This is a genomic window from Campylobacter sp. IFREMER_LSEM_CL2101, assembly GCF_025771825.1.
GTDB classification, from domain to species: Bacteria; Campylobacterota; Campylobacteria; order Campylobacterales; family Campylobacteraceae; genus Campylobacter_D; species Campylobacter_D lari_C.
Map to the genome: position 1 here is coordinate 77,933 of NZ_JAKMQZ010000001.1, position 20,261 is coordinate 98,193.

Sequence of the window (20,261 nt, forward strand, 5' to 3'; positions counted from 1 at the left end):
ATGTTAGATTTGATTTTTAGAGAGTATGATATAAGAGGGCTTTACCCAAGTGAGTTAAATGAAAAAAGTGTAAAAGCCATAGGCTATGCTTTGGGTTTAGAAATGAAAGCAAGGGGTTGTGAGAAGGTAAGCGTAGGTTATGATGCAAGATATAGTGCAAATGAACTTTTTAATTATTTAATCAGTGGTTTAAATAAAGCTAATATGCAAGTTTTCAATATAGGCTTAGCACCAACTCCTATGGGGTATTTTAGTTTGTTTTTTGATGATATTTTTGATGCAAATATCATGATAACAGGCTCACACAATCCAAAAGAATACAATGGCTTTAAAATCACGATTAATAAAGAAAGTTTTTTTGGTGCTGATTTGAAAAAGCTTTCTTTAACAGTGCAAGAGTATTTAGAACTTGAAATCAATGATGATTTAAGATATGAAAATTATGATGTTAAAAGCTTATATATAGACTTTTTAGCTAAACATTTTTCACATCTTAAGGACTATAAAGAAAAAATCATCATTGATTGCGCAAATGGAGCTACTGGAGTGATTATAAAGCCTTTGGTGGAAAAATTAAATCTTAATGCGCAAATTTTATTTGAAAATCCTGATGGAAATTTCCCAAATCACGCGCCCGATCCAACAGAGCTTGAAAATTTACACGCATTGCAAGTTGTGTTAAAAGAAAATGAAAATGCAAAAATGGGCTTTGCTTTTGATGGAGATGGAGATCGTTTAGTAGTCGTAAGTAAAGATTATGTATTTAAGGGCGATGAACTTTGCTATTTATTTGCTAAAAATATAAAAAATCCTAGAGTTTTAGGTGAAGTAAAATGTTCTAAAAATCTTTTCGATGAGGTAGCTAAATTTGGTTTTATCATGATGGGTAAGACCGGGCATTCTAACATTAAAAAAATGATGAAAGAGCAAAATATCGACATAGCAGCAGAGCTTAGTGGGCATATTTTCTTTAAAGATAGATATTTTGGTTATGATGATGGAATTTATGCATTTTTAAGAACCTTAGAGCTTTTAGTAAATGGTTTTGATATAGAAAAATTAGTTAAAGAATTGCCAAAACTTTATGCAAGTGAAGAGATTAAGCTTAAGGTTAGTGAGGAAAATAAATTTCAAATCATAGAAAAATTTAAAGAAAAAGTAAAAGCAAACGCTTTTGAAAATGTGCTTGATTGCAATGAAATTGACGGAGTTAGAATCACCTTTAAAGAAGGCTGGGCGCTTTTGCGTGCTTCTAATACAAGTCCATATCTTATCATGCGTACCGAAGCTACAAGTGCTGAATTTAAAGACTTTTTAGAAGCAAGGGTAAAAGAACTTTTTGAAGAAATCATAAAAGAGCTTGCATAAGCTCTTTTATATCAATATTTTTTGTGTATAAATACGCTCTTAAGAGTTTAGGGATTTTTGCTTTTCTATAAATTTCTTTAAATTCTTTTGGCATTTTCTCACAACTTACAAAAGGAAAAATCAACACTTTTTCTTGTATATAAACAATGCCTATTTTATGTGAAATCACTCCATCGCCTTTTAAAGCTTCTTGTCTTTGTTTGGCACTTAAAAGTACTCCAAGTTTTTTAAAACATTTTGCGATTAAACTTTCATCTTTATGAGTAATGTAAATATTTTTAAATTCACAAATATTTTCTTCTTTTAAGTCTTTTTCTAGGTATTTAAAGCTCTTTTTTACTCCATTTGGATAAAGCTTTAAAAACTCATTAGCAAAATTTTTGCGTATAAAATTTCTAAAATACTTTTCATCATCATTACTCTCATCATGAAAATAAGTGATATTGTTTTCTTTTAGGTAGTTTGAAATTTCTTTTTTTGGAATTTCAAGCAAGGGTCTTATGATAGTAAAATATTTTCTTTTTTCAATATCTTTAAAGCCAAGTAATTCTCTAAGCCCTGCACCTTTAGAAAATTGCATTAAAAACCATTCTAGTTTATCATTTAAATGATGAGCTAGTAAAAGATTATCATAAGAGTGATTTTTGCAAAGTTCTTCAAAAAATTCATAACGCAAAGCTCTTGCGCAAGCTTCGAAATTTTTTGTTATCTTGGGTGCAGTTTTGATGTAAATTTTTTTATGAAAACGCTTGGCTAATTCTTTGGCACTTTGTTCTTCTTTATCACTATTTTTGCGAGTTTTGTAGTTTATAAAAGCAAGATCAAAATCTATATTTTTTTCTAAAAGCATGAAAAATAAAGCACTAGAATCACTCCCATGAGAAAATGCTAAAAGATTTTTCCCTTGCTTTAAATGATTTAAATATTTGCTATCAATCATCAAACTTTCTTAAAGCTTTTGCAATGAGTTTTTTATCTAAGCTCTGCGTGATTTCACACTCATAAAGCTCACCCATTTCTAAATCTCCACAATCGCTTTCATTGATGAGAATTTCTCCATCAATATTTCTATCCCAACGCAAATCTTTTGCACCGATGAAAAATTCTCCTTCAGAGCTTTGACCTTCACAAAATGCTAAAGTTTTTTTACTAACTTGTTGATTAAAACTTTTTTCTATACATTCATCGACGATTTTTTCTATCACTTTCAATCTTGCATTGATGATCTTACTAGGAATTTGTTCCATGTCAAAAGCTGCGGTATCTTCTTCTTTAGAATAAGCAAAAACACTAATTCTATCAAAACCAAATTCTTTTATAAAAGCGCATAATTCTTCAAAGTCCTCATCACTCTCTCCAGGGTGTCCTACTATAAAACCTGTGCGTAAAAATGAATTTGGAGCTTGTTTCATTAAATTTAAAAGTTCGATTAATTTAGCTTTATTAGCTCCGCGTTTCATGATTTTAAGCATATTATCACTGATGTGTTGTAAAGGCATATCAAAATAATTTACAAAAACTTTTGATTGAATGATTTTTTCTATCACTTCTTTACTAATGCTTGTTGGATATAGATATAAAATTCTAGCAGCCTTTACACCTTGGATATTTTCTATAGCTTCAATAAGCTTTAAAAGGCCATCTTTTTGACCTTGATCAAACAAATACGAACTTGTATCTTGAGCAATAAAAGAAAAGTCTTTATAGCCTTTTTTAACAAGCTCTTTTACTTCATTTATAATACTTTCTAAGCTTCTTGATTTAAGTTTGCCTTTAAAACTTGGTATAGCGCAAAATGAACATTTTTGATTACATCCTTCAGCTATTTTGATAAAAGCGTGATAATTTGATCCTGTGATTACACGATTGGTATTTTTATCTTGCAAGTAAGTGGAATTTGAAAAAAGATTAGTTTTTTTAAGTATCATTTCATCAATTTTTTCATAATCTCCCACACCGGTAAAAAGATCAACTTCAGGTAGTTCTTTCATTAATTCCTCGCGGTAGCGTTGCATCAAACAACCTGTTACAACTAACAATGAATCTTTTTTTCTTTGCTCGTGTAAGTCTAAAATCGCATTTATGCTTTCTTTTTTAGCACTATCTATAAAGCCACAGGTATTTACAATCAAAACATCAGCTATGCTTGGCTCATCACAAATTTCATAATCACTTAATCTTCCAAGCATGATTTCGCTATCAACTAAATTTTTATTACAACCTAAAGACATTAAAAAAAGTTTTGGCATATTTCTCACTTTAAATATTTTATTTTTTTGCTAAAATTATAAGATTAAATTATATCAAAATTAGAAAGAAAATTTTTATGGATAATTACGAATACAGCGAACTTTTAAAAAAATTAAAAAACAAAGTTGGAAATATCGCTTCTATTATTAAGCCTGAAGAGATAAAAGCAAGATTAAAAGAAATAGAAAATTTAGAAAATTCCCCTTCTTTTTGGAGTGATGTAAAACAAGCAGGCGTTATAGGTAAAGAAAAAACTAAAATTTCAAATTTATTAAAAAACTACGAGAACGCTTTCAATGCTTTAAATGATGCAAGCGAGCTTTTTGATCTAGCAAATAGTGAAAATGATTTAGATACCATAGAAGCTTTATTTGAAGATGCAAACAAGCTAGAGGATCTTATCGTAAATCTTGAAATTTCTATGCTTTTAAGTGGGGAAAATGATGGTAAAAATGCTATAGTTTCCATTCACCCAGGAGCAGGCGGAACGGAGAGTAATGACTGGGCTAGCATGCTTTATAGGATGTATTTGAGATTTTGCGAAAGAGAAGGTTTTAAAGTAGAAACACTTGACTTTCAAGAAGGCGAAGAGGCAGGGCTTAAGGATGTGAGCTTTTTGGTAAAAGGTGAAAATGCTTATGGGTATTTAAAAGCTGAAAATGGCATTCATCGTTTAGTAAGAACTTCTCCATTTGATAGTGCAGGGCGTCGCCATACGAGTTTTTCTAGTGTGATGGTTTCACCTGAACTTGATGATGATATTGAAATAGAAATTGAAGAAAAAGATATAAGGATTGATTATTATAGAGCAAGTGGAGCGGGTGGACAGCATGTTAATAAAACTGAATCAGCAGTGCGCATAACTCATATGCCAAGTGGTATAGTAGTGCAATGTCAAAACGATAGAAGCCAACATAAAAACAAAGCCACAGCCTTTAAAATGCTAAAATCACGCCTTTATGAACTTGAGCTTATGAGACAACAAGATGAAGCAAATTCAAGCGAAAAAAGTGAGATAGGCTGGGGGCATCAAATCCGCTCTTATGTGCTTTTTCCTTATCAACAAGTCAAAGACACACGTTCAAATGAAGCTTTTTCACAGGTTGATAATATCTTAGATGGGGATATTAAAAAAATCATAGAAGGTGTTTTAATAGCGCAAAAAGCACAAGATTAATACTACAAAAGGATATTAAATGGAAAAAATTTTAGTTTGTGTGGATGTTTTAGAGCCTTGTAGGGAAAGTTTGCATTATGGGGTGTATTTAGCTAAAAAGCTAGATTTACCTTTAATGTTTTTATACACTATAGAACCAAATTTTACCAATGCTGAATTAGCTTGTAGTTTTGGCATAGGCGCTAGCGGATGTGTGATTGAAGATTTGGTAGAAGAGCAAAGTCAAAAAAATGAAAATCTTTGCAAAAAAGGGCAAAGAATTTTAGAAGAATTTTGTGCTTATGCAAAAGAACAAGGCGTAAAAGAATGCTTTAGTGTGCAAAGAGATGGAGATTTGGAAGAGGTTTTAAAAGAATACAATGATCAAATAAGATTAGCCATAGCAGGTTTAAAAGGCGGAGGTAAGAAAAACAAAATAGGCATTCATACAGAAGAATTAGTAAGAGCTTTAAATGTGCCTATTTTGCTTGTAAATTCTGCTTTTAAAGAGATTAAAAGTGTGATGATGGCTTATGATGGGAGTAATTTAGCTAAAAAGGCTATAGAGCAAGCCATTAAAAGACCTATTTTTAAAGAAGCAAAGCGTTATGTAGTAAATGTTTCTAAAGATGAAAAAGCTTCTTGTGAGTTATTAGCTCAAGTAAGTCAAATTTTTAAAGAAGCAAATTTAAATGTACAAACTCAGCATTTAAGTGGAGAGATTACTCAAGCTTTATTTGATTTTGGTGAGCAAAATGATATAGATTTATTGATTATGGGGGCTTATTCACATCACTGGTTAAAAAGTATTTTATTTGGTAGTTTGACAAATGATATTTTAACTAAGGCTAAAAAACCTTTATTGCTGATTCGCTAATGTTGCACCATAGACTTTTAAATCACTATATTAGCATTTATCATAAAAGCACCAAACAATTTCTTTTTGTTTGGACTTTGCTTGCTATGGTGCCTTTGTTTTGTAGTTTTTTATTTGATGAACTTGCTATTTATGCAACAGGTAAAATTACTTCTGAAATTTTATTTTTAATTTTAAATATTATTCCTATTATGGTGGCTATAGCATTGATGATGTTTTTGCTTATTAGTATTTGGGCTGCTTTTAGTAGTAAGATTAATATTAAAGAAAAATTTTTTATTATTTTATATGCTTATGTTTTGATATGGTTTGCGTATGGGAATTTGTATTATTTTTCTTGCGATGTAGATAATTATAATAGAATGTTAATAGCTACTCAAAAAAATGAAAATTTAGATATTGTGGATTTGCAAGAAAAAATCATAGAAGTGCAGTTTCAAACACCTATAAGAGGAATTCATAATTTTTGGTCTTTAAATGATGAGTTAAAACCTCAAATTCAAAATAGAATAAAAGGTTTGGTTGATTGTTATTATTTTAGCGGAGTTACTATGCTAACGATAGGTTTTGGCGATGTAACACCTGTTAGTTCTTTGTTAAGATTATTTAGCGTATTTCAAGGATTTTTAGGGCAGGTTATTGTTGTGATTGCTATGGGACTTTGGATTAACCAAGCAGGTAAGCAATAGCTTACCTTGCGATTAATGTTTTATAGCATATTTATTTTGTATTTCTTCATGTCCTAGTATTTTTTGAACATTGCAGTTTTTGTCAATATCTAATTTTTTAACATCATGATGAAAATTAGTACAATTGTGCAATAAAAACGCCATTGTTTTAGCATTGTGTACATCCCATCTTGATAAATCTTGATCAAATTGTTTGCAGTTTTCAAACATATGTGCCATTGTAATGGCATTATGCACATCCCAATTTTCTACTTTATGATTAAATTTAAGACAATTGCAAAACATATACTTAGTATCTTTAACATTTGACATATTCCAAGAAGATAAGTCTTGATCAAAAGATTCACAATCAAAAAACATTCCTTCCATGTTTTCAACATTTCTAACATTCCATTTAGAAATATCATGATTAAAGCTTTTGCAGCAATAAAACATATAAGACATATCTTTAACATTTGATACATTCCACTTTTCTATACCATCAAAGTTAGTCCTAGTAGAATAGTAGAATAAATAAGACATATCCGTGATTAAGCTTACATCGATTTCATCTAAGGCAATAAGCTCTTCTCTAACAAGAGCAACTAATTCACATTTTGTTTTAGGCGTAAACATGTTAGCTCCTTTTTTGGTATTTATTTTCTTTCAACACAATTATAATACTATTTAAATATAAAGTAGTAAAAAATAAATATTAAATTAATAAAAAAATATAAAATACTATAATATGTTTCATTATGAAACATATTATAAATTTAATAGGAAAATTAAGTTAATTGATATAAAGATTAACCATATAAAAAGCAAAAATGCCATCAAAAATGGTTTAAAACCTGCATTTTTTAAAATATTTTTATGGATATTTACTCCCAAAGCTACCATAGCCATAGAAAGCAAAAGTGTGTCTATGGTTTGTATACTTGGTTTTATATAGCTAAGCGCAAAATCGGTATTTAATATTTCAAGTGAGCTAATACCACAAGCAAATAAAAACCACAAAGCAAAATAAGGAATATTTGCTTTAATGGAGATTTTTTCATTATTTTTGCTTAGAAATTTCAATGAAAAAAGACTTAAAAAAATTAAAAAAGGTACTAGCATTAAAACACGCATCATTTTTTCTATGACAGCGCCATCCCCTGCTTGCACAGCTTCACCTGCTGCAACAGCATGTGCAACTTCATGCAAGCTTGCTCCCATGAAATACCCCATTTGCTTTAAACTAAAAAAATCAAACCAGCCTAAATTCCAAGCCAAAGGATATAAAAACATCCCCAAAGTTCCAAACACAACCACAGTGCAAACTGCTACGCCAACTTTAGCAGAGCCACCTTTAACAATGCTTTCACTTGCCATCACAGCAGCTGCTCCACAAATACTTGAGCCACTACTTATAAGTATGCTTTCTTTAAGATCAAGTTTAAATAATTTTCCTAGTAAAAGCCCTATAAAAAAGGTAGAAAACACTACTAAAAATGCTAATAAAATTCCATTTAATCCAACTTTTTCTAAATCATTAAAAGTAATTCTAAAACCATAAAGTATAATTCCAAGTCTTAAAATTTCTTTTGTTGCTATGCCTAAAACTCCTGATTTTTTGAGTAAATTTGCATTTTGATGTGCTAAATTTCCTATTAAAGCTCCTAAAATCACGGCTATGATTAAAGCTGAAATTCCAAGATTTTTAAAAAAATTAAGCTCAGAAATAGCAAAAGCACAAAAAGCAAGAGTAAAAAGCAGTAAAAAAGCTTCAAATTTTCTATGTTTATATATATTTTTATGCATGAAATTTTCCTTATTTTGTTTTTTGTAATCTTAATGATTTTTTTGTGATAAGTAAAATTAATTTTATTTGATATAATGATTAAAAATATTTATCAAAAGAGTACTTATGACTTTTAAACAAATAAAATATTTTCAAGCCTTGTGTAGAAATTTAAATTTAAGAGCTTGTGCTAAAGAATTAAATATAACTCAATCTGCTTTATCTTTAGCTATATTTGAACTTGAAAAAAGTTTAAACACCAAGCTTTTTGATAGAAATGCTAAATTTTTAAGCTTAAATGAAAAAGGAAAAGTTTTTTTAAAACAAATCACTCCTTTGATTTTAGAATTTGAGCGCATAGAAAAAGCAATGCAAGATGATCAAAGCTATGAAATAAGTATGAAAGTTAGTCAAAATGTAGGTACTTATTTACTAGGATCTTTTTTAGATCAAAAGGCAGAAAATATCAAATTAAATTTATCTTTGGATAATAGTCAAAATATTATCAAAGATATTTTAGATAAAGAAATTGACATAGGTTTGATTGAAGGGATTTGCAAAGATAAGGATATAAAAAAGATTAAAATTTGTGATGATGAGCTTATTGTTGTGAGTAAAAATGACTTCAAAAAAGAATTTTTCATAGATGAGTTAAAGGATTTTAAATGGTTAAGTCGTGAGCAAGGTTCAGGTGCAAAAGAAGTGTTTTTAAATGCTTTACCTAAAGATATAAAGCTTAATTTAGCTTATGAGTTAAACTCAACTGCTATGATAAAAGAGTTGATTAAAAAAGGTGATTTTTTAGCAGTTTTACCTAAATTTAGTGTTAAAGAAGAACTTGAAGCTAAAAGTTTATTTGAAGTAAGATTAAAAAATTTTAAAATTTCAAGAGAGCTTTGCTTGATTTATCATAAAAATAAAGAACCAAGCAAGAAATTTATAAATTTATGTGAGTTTTTAAAACTTTGCGTTCAAAAAGATTTAGTTTAGCTCTTGAATACATTTTTTAAAAAGCTCCCCTCTTTCTTCATAAGATTTAAACTGATCTAAACTCGCACAAGCAGGGCTTAGCAGGGCTACTTCATCATTAGTTAAGTTTTGATTGATTTTTTCTACTGCTTTGGGTAAAAACTCACAAAAATGTGCTTTTAAATTAGCATTTTTAGCATATTCAAGCATTTTATTAGTGCTTTTTCCTACGGCATAAAGTTCTATATCAAGCTCTTTCATAAAAGTAAATAAAGCACTTAAATCCACTCCCTTATCATCCCCACCTATGATAAGATGAATTTTTTTATCCTTATAGCGTTTAAGAGCAGCTAAACTAGCATCAAGGTTAGTTGCTTTAGTATCATTTACCCAAAGTCTATTTTTATGATCAAATATTTCTTCAAGTTTATTTTTTTCTATTTTAAACTCATTTAAAAGCTCATAAGAGCAACGATCTAGTATGATTTTTTCTATACTTAAAGCAATAAGTGCATCAAGTAAAAATGGGGTTTTAAAATGAATTTTTTCTAAGTCAATTTGCATTTTTTTAGCTAAATCTTGCTCATCTTCATAGCTTATAACATAAGCATGAGTTGGATAAGCCTCATACTTTTTAGGTAAAATTACCACATCATTTTCATTCATTCTTTCAAGCACGCTAAGCTTTGCTTGCTCATAATTTTCAAAGCTTTTATGCCAAGAAAGATGATCAGGTGTGATAGGTAAAAGTGCATAAATTTCAGGTTTAGCTACTTTGGTGTAAAAAAGTGAAAAAGATGAGCTTTCTAAAATCCATAATTTAGCATTAGCGTCCATTTGTACTAAAGGAGTTCCTATATTTGCTCCCATTTGTGCATTGATATGTTTTAAAAGATGATGTGTCATTTGAGTGGTGGTGGTTTTGCCATTTGTTCCGCTTATCCAAACGCTTTTTGGCATACCATCGTAAAAAAAATCATACTCGCTACTTAAATTTCTTGCTTGCTGTATGAGAGAATGATCACTTGGAAAACCAGGACTTGGAATTTCTAAGTCACTTTTTAAAGGATCAAATTTACAAGGTGGTAAAAGTGTATTGCCAAATTCATCTTTACTTATACTTGTAAAATGATCATCATAAATATCGCAATTTCCAAAACGCTGCGCAAAAGCTTTAGTTGTTTTTCCGTATCCAAAAAGTGAAATTTTCATTATCTTAACTTTATACTAATTAATGCAATAATATTTGCAAGTAAGGCTATCATCCAAAAACGCACGATGATTTTATTTTCCACCCAACCTATTTTTTCAAAATGATGATGAATAGGTGCCATTTTAAATACTCTTTTATTAAAGATTTTAAAACTTCCTACTTGTAAAATCACTGAAATAGTTTCTAAAACAAATACAAAACCTATAAGTAAAAGTAAAATTTCATTTTTACTTACTATACCAAGATAGCCTAAAAATGCCCCTATACTTAAACTCCCACTATCTCCCATAAAAACTTGTGCAGGATAGCAGTTATACCACAAAAATCCCATAAGCGCGCCAACCAAAGCTGAGCTTAGCACCACAAGTTCTCCTAGACCTTGAATTTTAGGTAAAAATAAATAAGAACTATAAATAGCATTTCCACTTAAATACAAAAAAGCGCCAAGGCTTAAAAGAGAAAATATAGAAGGCACAGTTGCAAGACCATCAAGCCCATCGGTTAAATTTACAGCATTAGAGCTTGATACAATGACTAAAATCCATAAAAACAACATAAACATACCACCATCAAATATAGCATGTTTGTAAAAAGGTAAATAAAATTCAGTATTTATATCAAATAAATATAATAATCCAACACAGATAAAAGCAGCGCTAAATTGCCCTAGAAGCTTCATTTTTGGGCTTAGCCCTGCATGATTGTCTTTTTTTAAAATTTTACCCAAATCATCCACTAAACCTATAGTGCAAAATAATACCAAACATAATAATCCAACGATTACAAAACTATTATTTAAATCAGCGCTTAAAACACTTGCTATGATAGTAGCAAAGATAAAAACAAGCCCACCCATAGTAGGGGTATGAGATTTAGCTTGGTGTGATTGTGGAGCGTATTCATAAATAGGTTGATTTGCTTTTTTATTTTGAGCCCATTTAATAAATTTTGGCATTAAATACAAACTCAAAAACAAAGCGATAAAAAATGCAAAACCAGCACGCACGCTAATATAAGAAAAAAACATATAATTTGTATATTCTGTAAGATAAAGCAAAATTTTAACCTTGTATTTGTTTTTTAAAAGCATAATTTTAGTAAAATCACATAAATAAATTATAAAAAAGAGTAAAAAATGAGTCAAAAATGTATTTTGATAATCACAGATGGTATAGGACATAATATAAATTCAAACTATAATGCTTTTTTTCATGCTAAAAAGCCAACTTATGATAAGCTTTTTGAAAATACCCCTAATGTTTTGATAAAAACAAGTGGCTTGGCAGTTGGCTTACCTGAAGGTCAAATGGGCAATAGCGAAGTAGGGCATATGTGTATAGGTAGTGGACGCATAATTTATCAAAATTTAGTCAAGATAAATAAAGCCATAGAAAATGATACTTTAAAAGATAATAAGGCTTTAAAAGATTTATTACAAAAATGCAAAAGAGTGCATATTATAGGGCTTTATAGTGATGGCGGGGTGCATTCTATGCATACACATTTTAATGCGCTTTTAAAAATTTGTAAGCAAGAAAATAAAGAAGTTTTTGCGCATGCAATTAGTGATGGTAGAGATTGTCCTCCAAATTCAGGTTTAGAATTTATAAAATCTTTACAGGAATTTTGCGAAAAAGAAGGGGTTAATTTTGCTTCTTTATCGGGAAGATTTTATGCTATGGATAGAGATAAGCGCTATGATAGGGTTAAGTCTTATTATGATGCTTTATTTGCCAAGGCACCAAAGTGTGATGATTTTGTACAATTTATACAAAAAAGCTATGATGAAAATATCACAGATGAGTTTTTAACCCCAGTTATTAGTCAAAACTTTGATGGGATTAAGGCTGAAGATGGTGTGATTTTTATCAATTTTAGAAATGATAGAATGCGTCAATTAGTCGCTTCTTTAACTCAAGAAAGTTTTAATGAATTTCCAAAAGAAGTACTTGTAAAAAATGCTATTACTATGAGTTTGTATGATGAGAGTTTTAAACTACCTGTGATGTTTGAAAAAGAAGAATTAAATAATACCTTAGCTTCTGTGATAGCTAATGCAAATTTAAGCCAACTTCACACAGCTGAAACAGAAAAATACGCTCATGTAACCTTTTTCTTTAATGGGGGAAAAGAAGAATTAGAGTGTAATGAAACAAGAGTTTTAATTCCAAGTCCTAAGGTAAAAACATACGATGAAAAACCTCAAATGAGCGCTAAAGAAGTCGCAGATGAGGTGATTAAGGGTGTAGAAAATGGTATGGATTTTATCGTAGTCAATTTTGCAAATGGTGATATGGTAGGACATACGGGTGATTTTGAAGCTGCAATTAGTGCGGTTGAATGTGTGGATGAGTGCTTGGGTAGGGTTATTGCTAAAGCAAGGGAGCATGATTATGCTTTTATTATTACTTCAGATCATGGAAATTGTGAAGCAATGAGGGATGAAAATGAAAATATGCTTACTAACCACACAACCTTTGATGTTTTTGCCTTTGTAGAAGCTAAAGGGGTAGAAAAGCTTAAAGAAGGCATGGGGCTTAGCAATATAGCACCAAGTGTGCTTAAAATTTTAAACTTACCTATCCCAAAAGAAATGGATGAGGCTTTATTTTAATTTAAAGGAGAACAATGAAATTTAGTGGAAAAAATGTTTTAATAACAGGTGCAAGTAAAGGTATAGGTGCAGCAATAGCCAAAGAATTAGCAAGTCATGGTTTAAAAGTTTGGATTAATTATAGAAGTAAGCCCGAACTTGCTGATGCGTTAAAAGAAGAGATAGAAAAAAGTGGTGGCACTGCAGCTGTGATTAAATTTGATGCAAGTGTTGAAGAAGAATTTACAAGTGCTATTGCAACTATAGTAGAAAGTGATGGTGAGCTTAGTTATTTAGTTAATAATGCAGGTATTACTAATGATAAATTAGCGCTTAGAATGAGTATGGATGATTTTTCTTTAGTGATTAATGCTAATTTAAATTCAAGCTTTTTAGGTTGTAGAGAGGCATTAAAAACTATGAGTAAAAAGCGTTTTGGCGCGGTTGTAAATATTGCTTCTATAGTTGGAGAAATGGGAAATGCAGGTCAAACTAATTATAGTGCTAGTAAAGGCGGTATGATAGCACTAACAAAATCTTTTGCTAAAGAAGGTGCAGCAAGAAATATAAGATACAACTGCATTACCCCAGGTTTTATAAAAAGTGATATGACTGAAGTTTTAAGTGATGAAATAAAACAAAATTATATTAACAATATCCCTTTAAAACGTTTTGCAGATGCAAGTGAGGTAGCTCAAGCTGTGGCGTTTTTATTAAGTGATCATTCTTCTTATATCACAGGGGAAATTTTAAAAGTCAACGGTGGGCTTTATATGTAAAAGCAAGGTTTTAACCTTGCTTAGTTTCTATAGCCACTACTGCTATAGCAAAACCCCCATCATGCGCTACGCTTACACTTGCTGATTTTATATTAAATTCTTGCATGACTTTTTGAGAAAAACTAATATGTGGAGCATTTTTATCATCTTTAGAGATGATGATGTCAAAAAAAGAACATTCTTTAGAAATTCCAACCCCCAAAGCCTTAGAAGCAGCTTCTTTAATAGCCCAAAATCCGGCTAGAGTGTTGGTATTTTTTATATAACTTTGCTCTTGCTTGGATAAAAATTTATCCAAGAAAAGCGTTTTGTGTCTTTCATAAATTTTTTCTATGCGAGAGCATACGACTATGTCACAGCCTATCATTAAGATACTACAAAGTCAGTAAAATAAATATTTTTGATAAAACCATCAGTTAAAACCTCATTGATTTTACCGGTTAATTCATCTTTTAATCTTTCTTTACCCTTTGTGGTGCTTACTTCTTCAAAGGTTTTTGAAGTTAAAGTTCTAATGATAATATCTCTAATAATAGCAACTTTTTTATCAAGTTCAGGGGTTAGGGTTTCAACATTTTGTTCAAGTTGAATGGTGCATTTTACATATCTTGATCCACCATCGCTTAATAAATTTAGTGTAAAAGGTGCTAAAGGATACATCACGCCAATATTTGCATAATCACTCCCTCTAGCTGCTACTGCATTTGTTTTTTTAGGAGCTTGTGCAACTTGTGCGCTTTCTTCAGCTTGCGGAGCAGGATTTTCTTCAGAACCACCACTAAACATTAAATAAGCAATCGCTCCTACAATTACAAGTAAAAATACAAATAAAAATACAACGATAATAATTACTAAAGTATTGCCACCTTTTTTCTTTGATTCGCCTTGTTCATCCATCATATCATCAGCCATATTTTTCCTTTTATAAAATTTAAAGTGTTATTGTATCAAAAATTATAATTTTTTTAAATTATGATTATTTAATCTTTTGTAAATGTCTATAAACACTAGGCTCTGAAATACTCAAAAGCTCAGCAACCTTAGGAATAACACCTTTTACATTAAATACGCCTTTTTCATATAAACTAGCTATCATTTTTTGCTTTTCTTTTGGTTTTAAACTTTTATTTTTAAAACTTTCTATATCCATACCTGAAATATCTTCAATGATTTCTTCTAGATCAAGTTTTATATATTCTTTATTTTCTTGTTCAGGACTTTCATAAGAATTATCATAAATATTTCCAAGATTTAAAATTTCATCAGAGATTTTTTTAAATGCTGAAGTATCATGATTAATGCAAAGCAAACCCTCAAGTTTTTCATCTTTTTTGATAAAAAAAGTAGAGCCTGACATTACTTGTGAGCTTTTAGCCGAGGTTTTATAATGTGTTATATAATCACGCTCTAAATAGATTTTATTTTTAATCATTTCAATAGCAAAACCAGTTAGAGGTGAGTTTATAGTTCTTTTACTAATATGGTTATTAGCTATTTCTGCTATATTAGCTCCATCTTCGCTTACATCGTGCAAGACTATTTCATAATTTCTACCCAAGGCTTCTGCAAGAAATTTAACTAATTTAATATAATAAGTTCTTGTTTCCTTATCCATAAGCTCTCCTTTTTTTATTAATTTTGTAGTAAAAATATTTAAAATAAGAATGCTTATTCTTATTTTTTAACAATTTTAATACAAAATAAAAATAATTATGCTTAAAAAAAGATTATTTTTTTAAAAATAAGAATTTTATAATCATTTTTTAAATAATGATAATTTTTATCGTTTAATTTTATTTTAATAATATAGGGATATAATTTATCAAATAATAAAAATTATTATTTAAAAAGGAGACACAATGAAAAAACTAACAAATGATTTCGGAAATATCATAGCTGATAATCAAAATTCACTAAGTGCAGGTGCTAAAGGTCCACTTTTAATGCAAGATTATATTTTACTTGAGAAACTTGCTCATCAAAATAGAGAAAGAATTCCAGAAAGAACGGTACATGCAAAAGGAAGCGGTGCTTATGGAGAACTTAAAATTACTAAAGATATTTCTCAATACACTAAAGCAAAAGTTTTACAGCTTGGAGAAAATACACCTTTATTTATAAGATTTTCAACCGTTGCAGGTGAAGCAGGTGCAGCTGATGCAGAAAGAGATGTAAGAGGTTTTGCTATTAAATTTTATACTAAAGAAGGAAATTGGGATTTAGTAGGTAATAATACTCCGACATTTTTTATAAGAGATGCGTATAAATTTCCTGATTTTATCCATACTCAAAAAAGAGATCCAAGAACTCATTTAAGAAGTAATAATGCTGCATGGGATTTTTGGAGCCTTTGTCCTGAAAGCTTACACCAAGTTACTATTTTAATGAGTGATAGGGGAATTCCTGCAAGTTATCGTCATATGCATGGTTTTGGAAGTCACACTTATAGTTTAATTAATGATAAAAATGAAAGATTTTGGGTGAAATTTCATTTTAAAACCAAGCAAGGCATTAAAAATTTAACTAATGAGGAAGCGGCAAATTTAATAGCAAATGATAGAGAAAGTCATCAAAGAGATTTATATGAAGCTATTGAAAAAGGAGATTTTCCAAAATGGACTTTCCAAATTCAAGTTTTAAAAGAAGATGAAGCAGAAAAATTAGGTTTTAATCCTTTTGATTTAACTAAAGTTTGGCCACATAGTATTGTGCCTTTAATAGAAGTAGGTGAATTAGTACTTAATAAAAATGTACAAAATTACTTTAATGAAGTAGAACAAGCTGCATTTAGTCCAAGTAATATCGTTCCTGGTATTGGTTTTAGTCCTGATAAAATGTTACAAGCTAGAATCTTTTCTTATCCTGATGCACACAGATATCGCATAGGGACAAATTATCATTTATTGCCAGTTAATCGTGCAAAAAGTGAAGTAAATACTTATAATGTAGCAGGAGCTATGAATTTTGACACTTATAAAAATGGCCTTGCTTATTATGAGCCAAATAGTTATGATGATAGTCCAAAAGAAGATAAAAATTACTTAGAGCCTGACTTAGCACTTGAAGGTAGTGCGCAAAGATATGCTCCACTTGATGATGATTTTTACACCCAACCAAGAGCCTTGTTTGATATAATGAACCAAGATCAAAAAGAGCAATTATTTAAAAATATCGCTACTTCTATGAGTGGGGTTGATGAAAAAATTATTGCTAGAGCATTAAGTCATTTTGAAAAAATTTCAAGTGAATATGTAAATGGCGTTAAAAAAGCTTTGAAAATGTAATTTTTACTTGCCACTTTAAAAGTGGCAAACTAAAGATTATAAAAGGAAAAATATGTTTAGCAACGAAGAAGAAAAAAGAATTCAAGAACTTTGTACTATGGCTTTTGATTACGCAAGAAAAAATGATTTACAAAATTTAAAGATTATGATAGAAGTAGGTTTGAGTGTGAATTTAAAAAATCACAAAGGCGATAGTCTTTTAATGCTTGCAAGTTATCATAATGCTTATGAATGTGCTAAGTTTTTACTAGAAAATAATGCTAGGGTAGATGAGAAAAATGATAGAGGACAAACTCCATTGGCAGGGGTGTGTTTTAAAGGATATTTGCCTATGTGTAAGCTTTTGGTAGAACATGGGGCAAATATTGATGAAAATAATGGTCTTGGTATGACACCTTTTACTTTTGCACTAATGTTTGGGCATAGAGATATAGTAGAATTTTTAACAAAGCATTCTAAAAAAAGTTTTCTTAAAAAAATAGCTTTTGCTGTGTTGAAAATTTTTAAAAGAAAGAAAAGTTAAACTCTTTGAAAAAATAAAAATTATAAAATTATCCTTTTATTTGTAAATAGAAGGATAAATATGTCACAAAAAGCAGAGAAATTATGGGGTGGACGTTTTGATTTACCTACAAATAAATTAGTTGAAGAATACACTGCTTCATTATTAGTTGAGCCAAGACTTGCTCCTTTTGATATACAAGGAAGTATAATTCATTGTACTATGCTTGCAAAACAAGGTATTATAAAAGAAGATGAAGCAAAAACTATCATCAAGGGTTTAGAACAAGTTAGAGAAGAAATTCAAAATGGAACCTTTGTTTTTGATATAGCTGATGAGGATATTCATATGGCTGTAGAAAAAAGAATGACACAAATTGTAGGCCCAGTAGGCGGAAAGCTTCACACTGCAAGAAGTAGAAATGATCAAACTACGCTTGATTCAAAAATGCATATGAGAGCAGTTATAAAAGAAATTCTAAATCAAATTATTGCTTTGCAAGAAGAAATTATAAATCAAGCTCAAAAAAATATCAAAGCTATTATGCCAGGTTATACACATTTACAAACTGGTCAACCGGTGCTTTTTTCACATTGGATTATGGCATATTTTTGGATGTTAAGTAGGGATTATTCTCGTTTTGAAGATTTATATAAAAGAATGGATGAGTGTCCTTTAGGAGCAGCTGCACTTGGTGGAACCACATTTAATATAGACAGACATTTTTGTGCCAAAGAACTAGGTTTTGCAAAACCAACAGAAAATAGCATTGATAGCGTTAGCGATAGAGATCATATGGTTGAATTTACTTCTGTGGCTGCAATGTGCTTTATGCACCTTAGTCGTTTTTGTGAAGAGCTTATACTTTTTTCAAGTCAAGATTTTAAATTTATAGAATTAAGTGATGATTTTTGCACAGGCTCAAGCATAATGCCTCAAAAGAAAAATCCTGATGTGGCTGAAAAAATGCGTGGTAAGACAGGTAGAATGTATGGCAATGTTATGGCAATGCTAACTATTATGAAAGGTATTCCACTAGCTTATAATACTGATATGAGTGAAGATAAGGCTCAAGTTTATGATTCTATGGATACTTTAATGGCAAGTTTGAAAATCATAACTCCTATGATAGAAAAAATGCAAGTAAATGCTAATAATACAAGAGCGGCTGCTGCAAAAGGTTTTTCAAATGCTACGGATATGGCTGATTATTTAGTAAGAAAAAATATACCATTTAGAGAAGCTCATAGTATAGTTGGCGGGGCTGTGAATTATTGTATTAAACATGGAAAAATGCTTGAAGAGCTTAGCATGGAGGAATTTCATCAATTTAATAAAAATATCCAAGAAGATATTTATGAAGCAATTGCTTTAGAAACTTGTATAGACGCAAGAGTATCTTATGGTGGTACAGGAACTAAAGTAGTATTAGAGCAAATTAAACACGCAAAAGAGCTTTTGGAGCAATATAAGGCACAAGATTAATGGATGTTATTTTTATATTAGAATTTTTCATCATTTTTTCTATGATAGCCATAGGTGGTAGATATGGCGGTATAGGACTTGGGGTTGCAGGTGGGCTTGGTATGTGTATTTTGGTTTTGGTCTTTGGTATGCAACCAGCTTCACTTCCTGTGAGTGTTGTGTTTATTATACTTGCTGTGATCACTTGTGTGAGTGTTTTGCAAAGTGCAGGTGGACTTGATTTACTAGTAAAAATAGCAGAGAAAATTCTAAAGAAAAAACCTCAAGCTATTGTTTTTATGGGACCTTTGATTAGCTCTACTTTTACGATTTTTTGCGGTACTACCTATGTGGCTTTTTCTGTTTATCCAGTGATTGCTGAAGTGGCAGCTGATGCTAAAATTCGCCCCGAAAGAGCGCTTTCGGTTTCAGTTGTAGCAGCAGGTATTGGTGTTATAGCTTCACCTATGAGTGCGGCCACTGCTGCTATGGTAGCTGTTTTAGCCTTTAGTGGTACAACAATAGTGCAAATTTTAATGGTAAGTTTACCTGCTTTTTTTATAGGTGTGTTTCTTGCTTGTTTGAGTGTTTTTAAAAGAGGAAAAGAGCTTGAGCAAGATGAGGAGTTTCAAAGAAGGGTAAAAGCAGGAGAATATCATTTCTTAAGTGAAGATTTGCAAAATAAAGATAGCGAACATGATCCTATGGCTAGAAGGTCTTTGTATATTTTTGCTTTAGGGATTTTAACTATTATTTTCTTTGGTACTTTTACGAATTTATTGCCTCATTATGAGCTTGCAAATGGCAAAATAGAAAGACTTTCTACTCCAAATTTAATCCAAATGATCATGCTTGCAACGGCTTGTTTGATTATGCTTTTTGCTAAAGTTCCTGCTAATAAGCTTGGTGAAGCTTCGGTATTTAGATCAGGACTTATAGGAGTTGTAGGGGTTTTTGGTATAGCTTGGATGACAGGAACATTTTTTGAAGCTTATAAGCCTTTATTTAGTGATTCTTTATCGCATATTGTAGAGGATTATCCGTATTTATTTGGTGTAGCTTTATTTGCCTTTTCTATGGTGATTTTTTCTCCTTCAGCAACAGTGGCTGCTTTGATGCCTTTGGGTGTGAGTTTGGGAATTCCTCCTCAAATTCTTATTGTGCTTTATCCTTGTGTGAGCGGAGATTTTATAGTGCCAGGAGCTAATCAAATAGCATGTGTTGCTTTTGATAGAACAGGTACAACAAAAATAGGTAAATTTGTGATCAATCACTCTTACTTAAGACCAGGTTTTGTTTTGATTATTAGTGCGACTATTGCAGGTTATTTTATCTCTAAGCTTGTATTTTAG

Annotated in this window: 20 protein-coding genes; 11 read left to right on the forward strand and 9 right to left on the reverse strand. The window is 30.5% G+C overall.

Features of this window, described 5'->3' with window-relative positions:
- On the forward strand, positions 1–1,368 hold the full coding sequence (locus L8V88_RS00445) for a phosphomannomutase/phosphoglucomutase (protein ID WP_263726344.1): 1,368 nt from the start codon (positions 1–3) through the stop codon (positions 1,366–1,368).
- Here L8V88_RS00445 and tilS read toward each other — a convergent pair.
- Both tilS and rimO read right to left on the reverse strand, forming a co-directional pair.
- Positions 1,349–2,311 carry a tRNA lysidine(34) synthetase TilS gene (tilS, locus tag L8V88_RS00450; protein ID WP_263726345.1) on the reverse strand — a complete coding sequence of 321 codons (963 nt, stop codon included), beginning with the start codon at positions 2,309–2,311 and terminating at the stop codon, positions 1,349–1,351. The two genes, L8V88_RS00445 and tilS, sit on opposite strands and share 20 nt — an antisense overlap.
- Positions 2,301–3,617 (reverse strand): 30S ribosomal protein S12 methylthiotransferase RimO, encoded by a 1,317-nt coding sequence (rimO, locus tag L8V88_RS00455; RefSeq protein ID WP_263726346.1) that lies wholly within the window; start codon positions 3,615–3,617, stop codon positions 2,301–2,303. The genes tilS and rimO overlap by 11 nt, the downstream gene beginning before the upstream one ends.
- 77 nt (positions 3,618–3,694) lie before the next feature.
- Between rimO and prfB the strand changes: the two genes are divergently transcribed.
- Genes prfB through L8V88_RS00470 form a run of 3 tightly spaced genes read left to right on the forward strand, consistent with a single transcriptional unit; the run spans position 3,695 to position 6,340 of the window.
- Complete coding sequence (gene prfB / locus L8V88_RS00460; RefSeq protein ID WP_263688283.1) at positions 3,695–4,795, forward strand: peptide chain release factor 2; 1,101 nt, start codon at positions 3,695–3,697, stop codon at positions 4,793–4,795.
- Positions 4,796–4,814: 19 nt separating this feature from the next.
- Positions 4,815–5,651, forward strand: coding sequence for a universal stress protein (locus L8V88_RS00465; protein WP_263674884.1), 837 nt, complete (start codon positions 4,815–4,817; stop codon positions 5,649–5,651).
- The gene (locus L8V88_RS00470; protein WP_263726347.1) at positions 5,651–6,340 is read left to right on the forward strand and encodes a potassium channel family protein; all 690 of its coding nucleotides are present in this window, start codon (positions 5,651–5,653) and stop codon (positions 6,338–6,340) included. Before L8V88_RS00465 ends, L8V88_RS00470 begins: the two co-directional genes overlap by 1 nt.
- Positions 6,341–6,352: 12 nt before the next feature.
- On the opposite strand, the gene L8V88_RS00475 is transcribed toward L8V88_RS00470, so the two are convergent.
- Positions 6,353–6,955 carry a BspA family leucine-rich repeat surface protein gene (locus L8V88_RS00475; RefSeq protein ID WP_263724394.1) on the reverse strand — a complete coding sequence of 201 codons (603 nt, stop codon included), beginning with the start codon at positions 6,953–6,955 and terminating at the stop codon, positions 6,353–6,355.
- 132 nt (positions 6,956–7,087) lie between these two features.
- A complete protein-coding gene (locus L8V88_RS00480; RefSeq protein ID WP_263726348.1) occupies positions 7,088–8,125 on the reverse strand; it encodes a YeiH family protein in 1,038 nt (345 codons plus the stop codon).
- Positions 8,126–8,231: 106 nt separating this feature from the next.
- Between L8V88_RS00480 and L8V88_RS00485 the strand changes: the two genes are divergently transcribed.
- Positions 8,232–9,095 carry a LysR family transcriptional regulator gene (locus L8V88_RS00485; RefSeq protein WP_263726349.1) on the forward strand — a complete coding sequence of 288 codons (864 nt, stop codon included), beginning with the start codon at positions 8,232–8,234 and terminating at the stop codon, positions 9,093–9,095.
- Here L8V88_RS00485 and murD read toward each other — a convergent pair.
- Complete coding sequence (gene murD / locus L8V88_RS00490) at positions 9,087–10,286, reverse strand: UDP-N-acetylmuramoyl-L-alanine--D-glutamate ligase (RefSeq protein WP_263726350.1); 1,200 nt, start codon at positions 10,284–10,286, stop codon at positions 9,087–9,089. The genes L8V88_RS00485 and murD overlap by 9 nt on opposite strands.
- On the reverse strand, positions 10,286–11,344 hold the full coding sequence (gene mraY / locus L8V88_RS00495) for a phospho-N-acetylmuramoyl-pentapeptide-transferase (RefSeq protein WP_214125069.1): 1,059 nt from the start codon (positions 11,342–11,344) through the stop codon (positions 10,286–10,288). The genes murD and mraY overlap by 1 nt, the downstream gene beginning before the upstream one ends.
- Positions 11,345–11,422: 78 nt before the next feature.
- Between mraY and gpmI the strand changes: the two genes are divergently transcribed.
- A complete protein-coding gene (gpmI, locus tag L8V88_RS00500) occupies positions 11,423–12,901 on the forward strand; it encodes a 2,3-bisphosphoglycerate-independent phosphoglycerate mutase (protein WP_263726351.1) in 1,479 nt (492 codons plus the stop codon).
- A gap of 14 nt (positions 12,902–12,915) precedes the next feature.
- On the forward strand, positions 12,916–13,659 hold the full coding sequence (fabG, locus tag L8V88_RS00505) for a 3-oxoacyl-ACP reductase FabG (RefSeq protein WP_263726352.1): 744 nt from the start codon (positions 12,916–12,918) through the stop codon (positions 13,657–13,659).
- 10 nt (positions 13,660–13,669) lie between these two features.
- Here fabG and acpS read toward each other — a convergent pair whose 3' ends face one another.
- The 3 genes from acpS to L8V88_RS00520 all read right to left on the reverse strand — a co-directional run bounded on the left by acpS (position 13,670) and on the right by L8V88_RS00520 (position 15,274).
- Positions 13,670–14,026, reverse strand: a complete 357-nt coding sequence (gene acpS, locus L8V88_RS00510; protein ID WP_039617490.1) for a holo-ACP synthase — start codon at positions 14,024–14,026, stop codon at positions 13,670–13,672.
- Positions 14,026–14,571: a flagellar basal body-associated protein FliL gene (gene fliL / locus L8V88_RS00515; protein ID WP_404842191.1), complete on the reverse strand. Its 546-nt coding sequence runs from the start codon at positions 14,569–14,571 to the stop codon at positions 14,026–14,028. Before fliL ends, acpS begins: the two co-directional genes overlap by 1 nt.
- Before the next feature lie 64 nt (positions 14,572–14,635).
- Positions 14,636–15,274: a transcriptional regulator gene (locus L8V88_RS00520; RefSeq protein ID WP_263724401.1), complete on the reverse strand. Its 639-nt coding sequence runs from the start codon at positions 15,272–15,274 to the stop codon at positions 14,636–14,638.
- Between the two features lie 244 nt (positions 15,275–15,518).
- On the opposite strand from L8V88_RS00520, the gene L8V88_RS00525 reads away from it, so the two are divergent.
- The 4 genes from L8V88_RS00525 to L8V88_RS00540 are packed head-to-tail and all read left to right on the forward strand — an operon-like array spanning position 15,519 to position 20,261.
- On the forward strand, positions 15,519–16,943 hold the full coding sequence (locus L8V88_RS00525) for a catalase (RefSeq protein ID WP_263726353.1): 1,425 nt from the start codon (positions 15,519–15,521) through the stop codon (positions 16,941–16,943).
- A gap of 52 nt (positions 16,944–16,995) precedes the next feature.
- Complete coding sequence (locus tag L8V88_RS00530; protein ID WP_263726354.1) at positions 16,996–17,466, forward strand: ankyrin repeat domain-containing protein; 471 nt, start codon at positions 16,996–16,998, stop codon at positions 17,464–17,466.
- 60 nt (positions 17,467–17,526) lie between these two features.
- Complete coding sequence (gene argH / locus L8V88_RS00535) at positions 17,527–18,930, forward strand: argininosuccinate lyase (protein ID WP_263726355.1); 1,404 nt, start codon at positions 17,527–17,529, stop codon at positions 18,928–18,930.
- Complete coding sequence (locus tag L8V88_RS00540) at positions 18,930–20,261, forward strand: anaerobic C4-dicarboxylate transporter family protein (RefSeq protein ID WP_263726356.1); 1,332 nt, start codon at positions 18,930–18,932, stop codon at positions 20,259–20,261. Before argH ends, L8V88_RS00540 begins: the two co-directional genes overlap by 1 nt.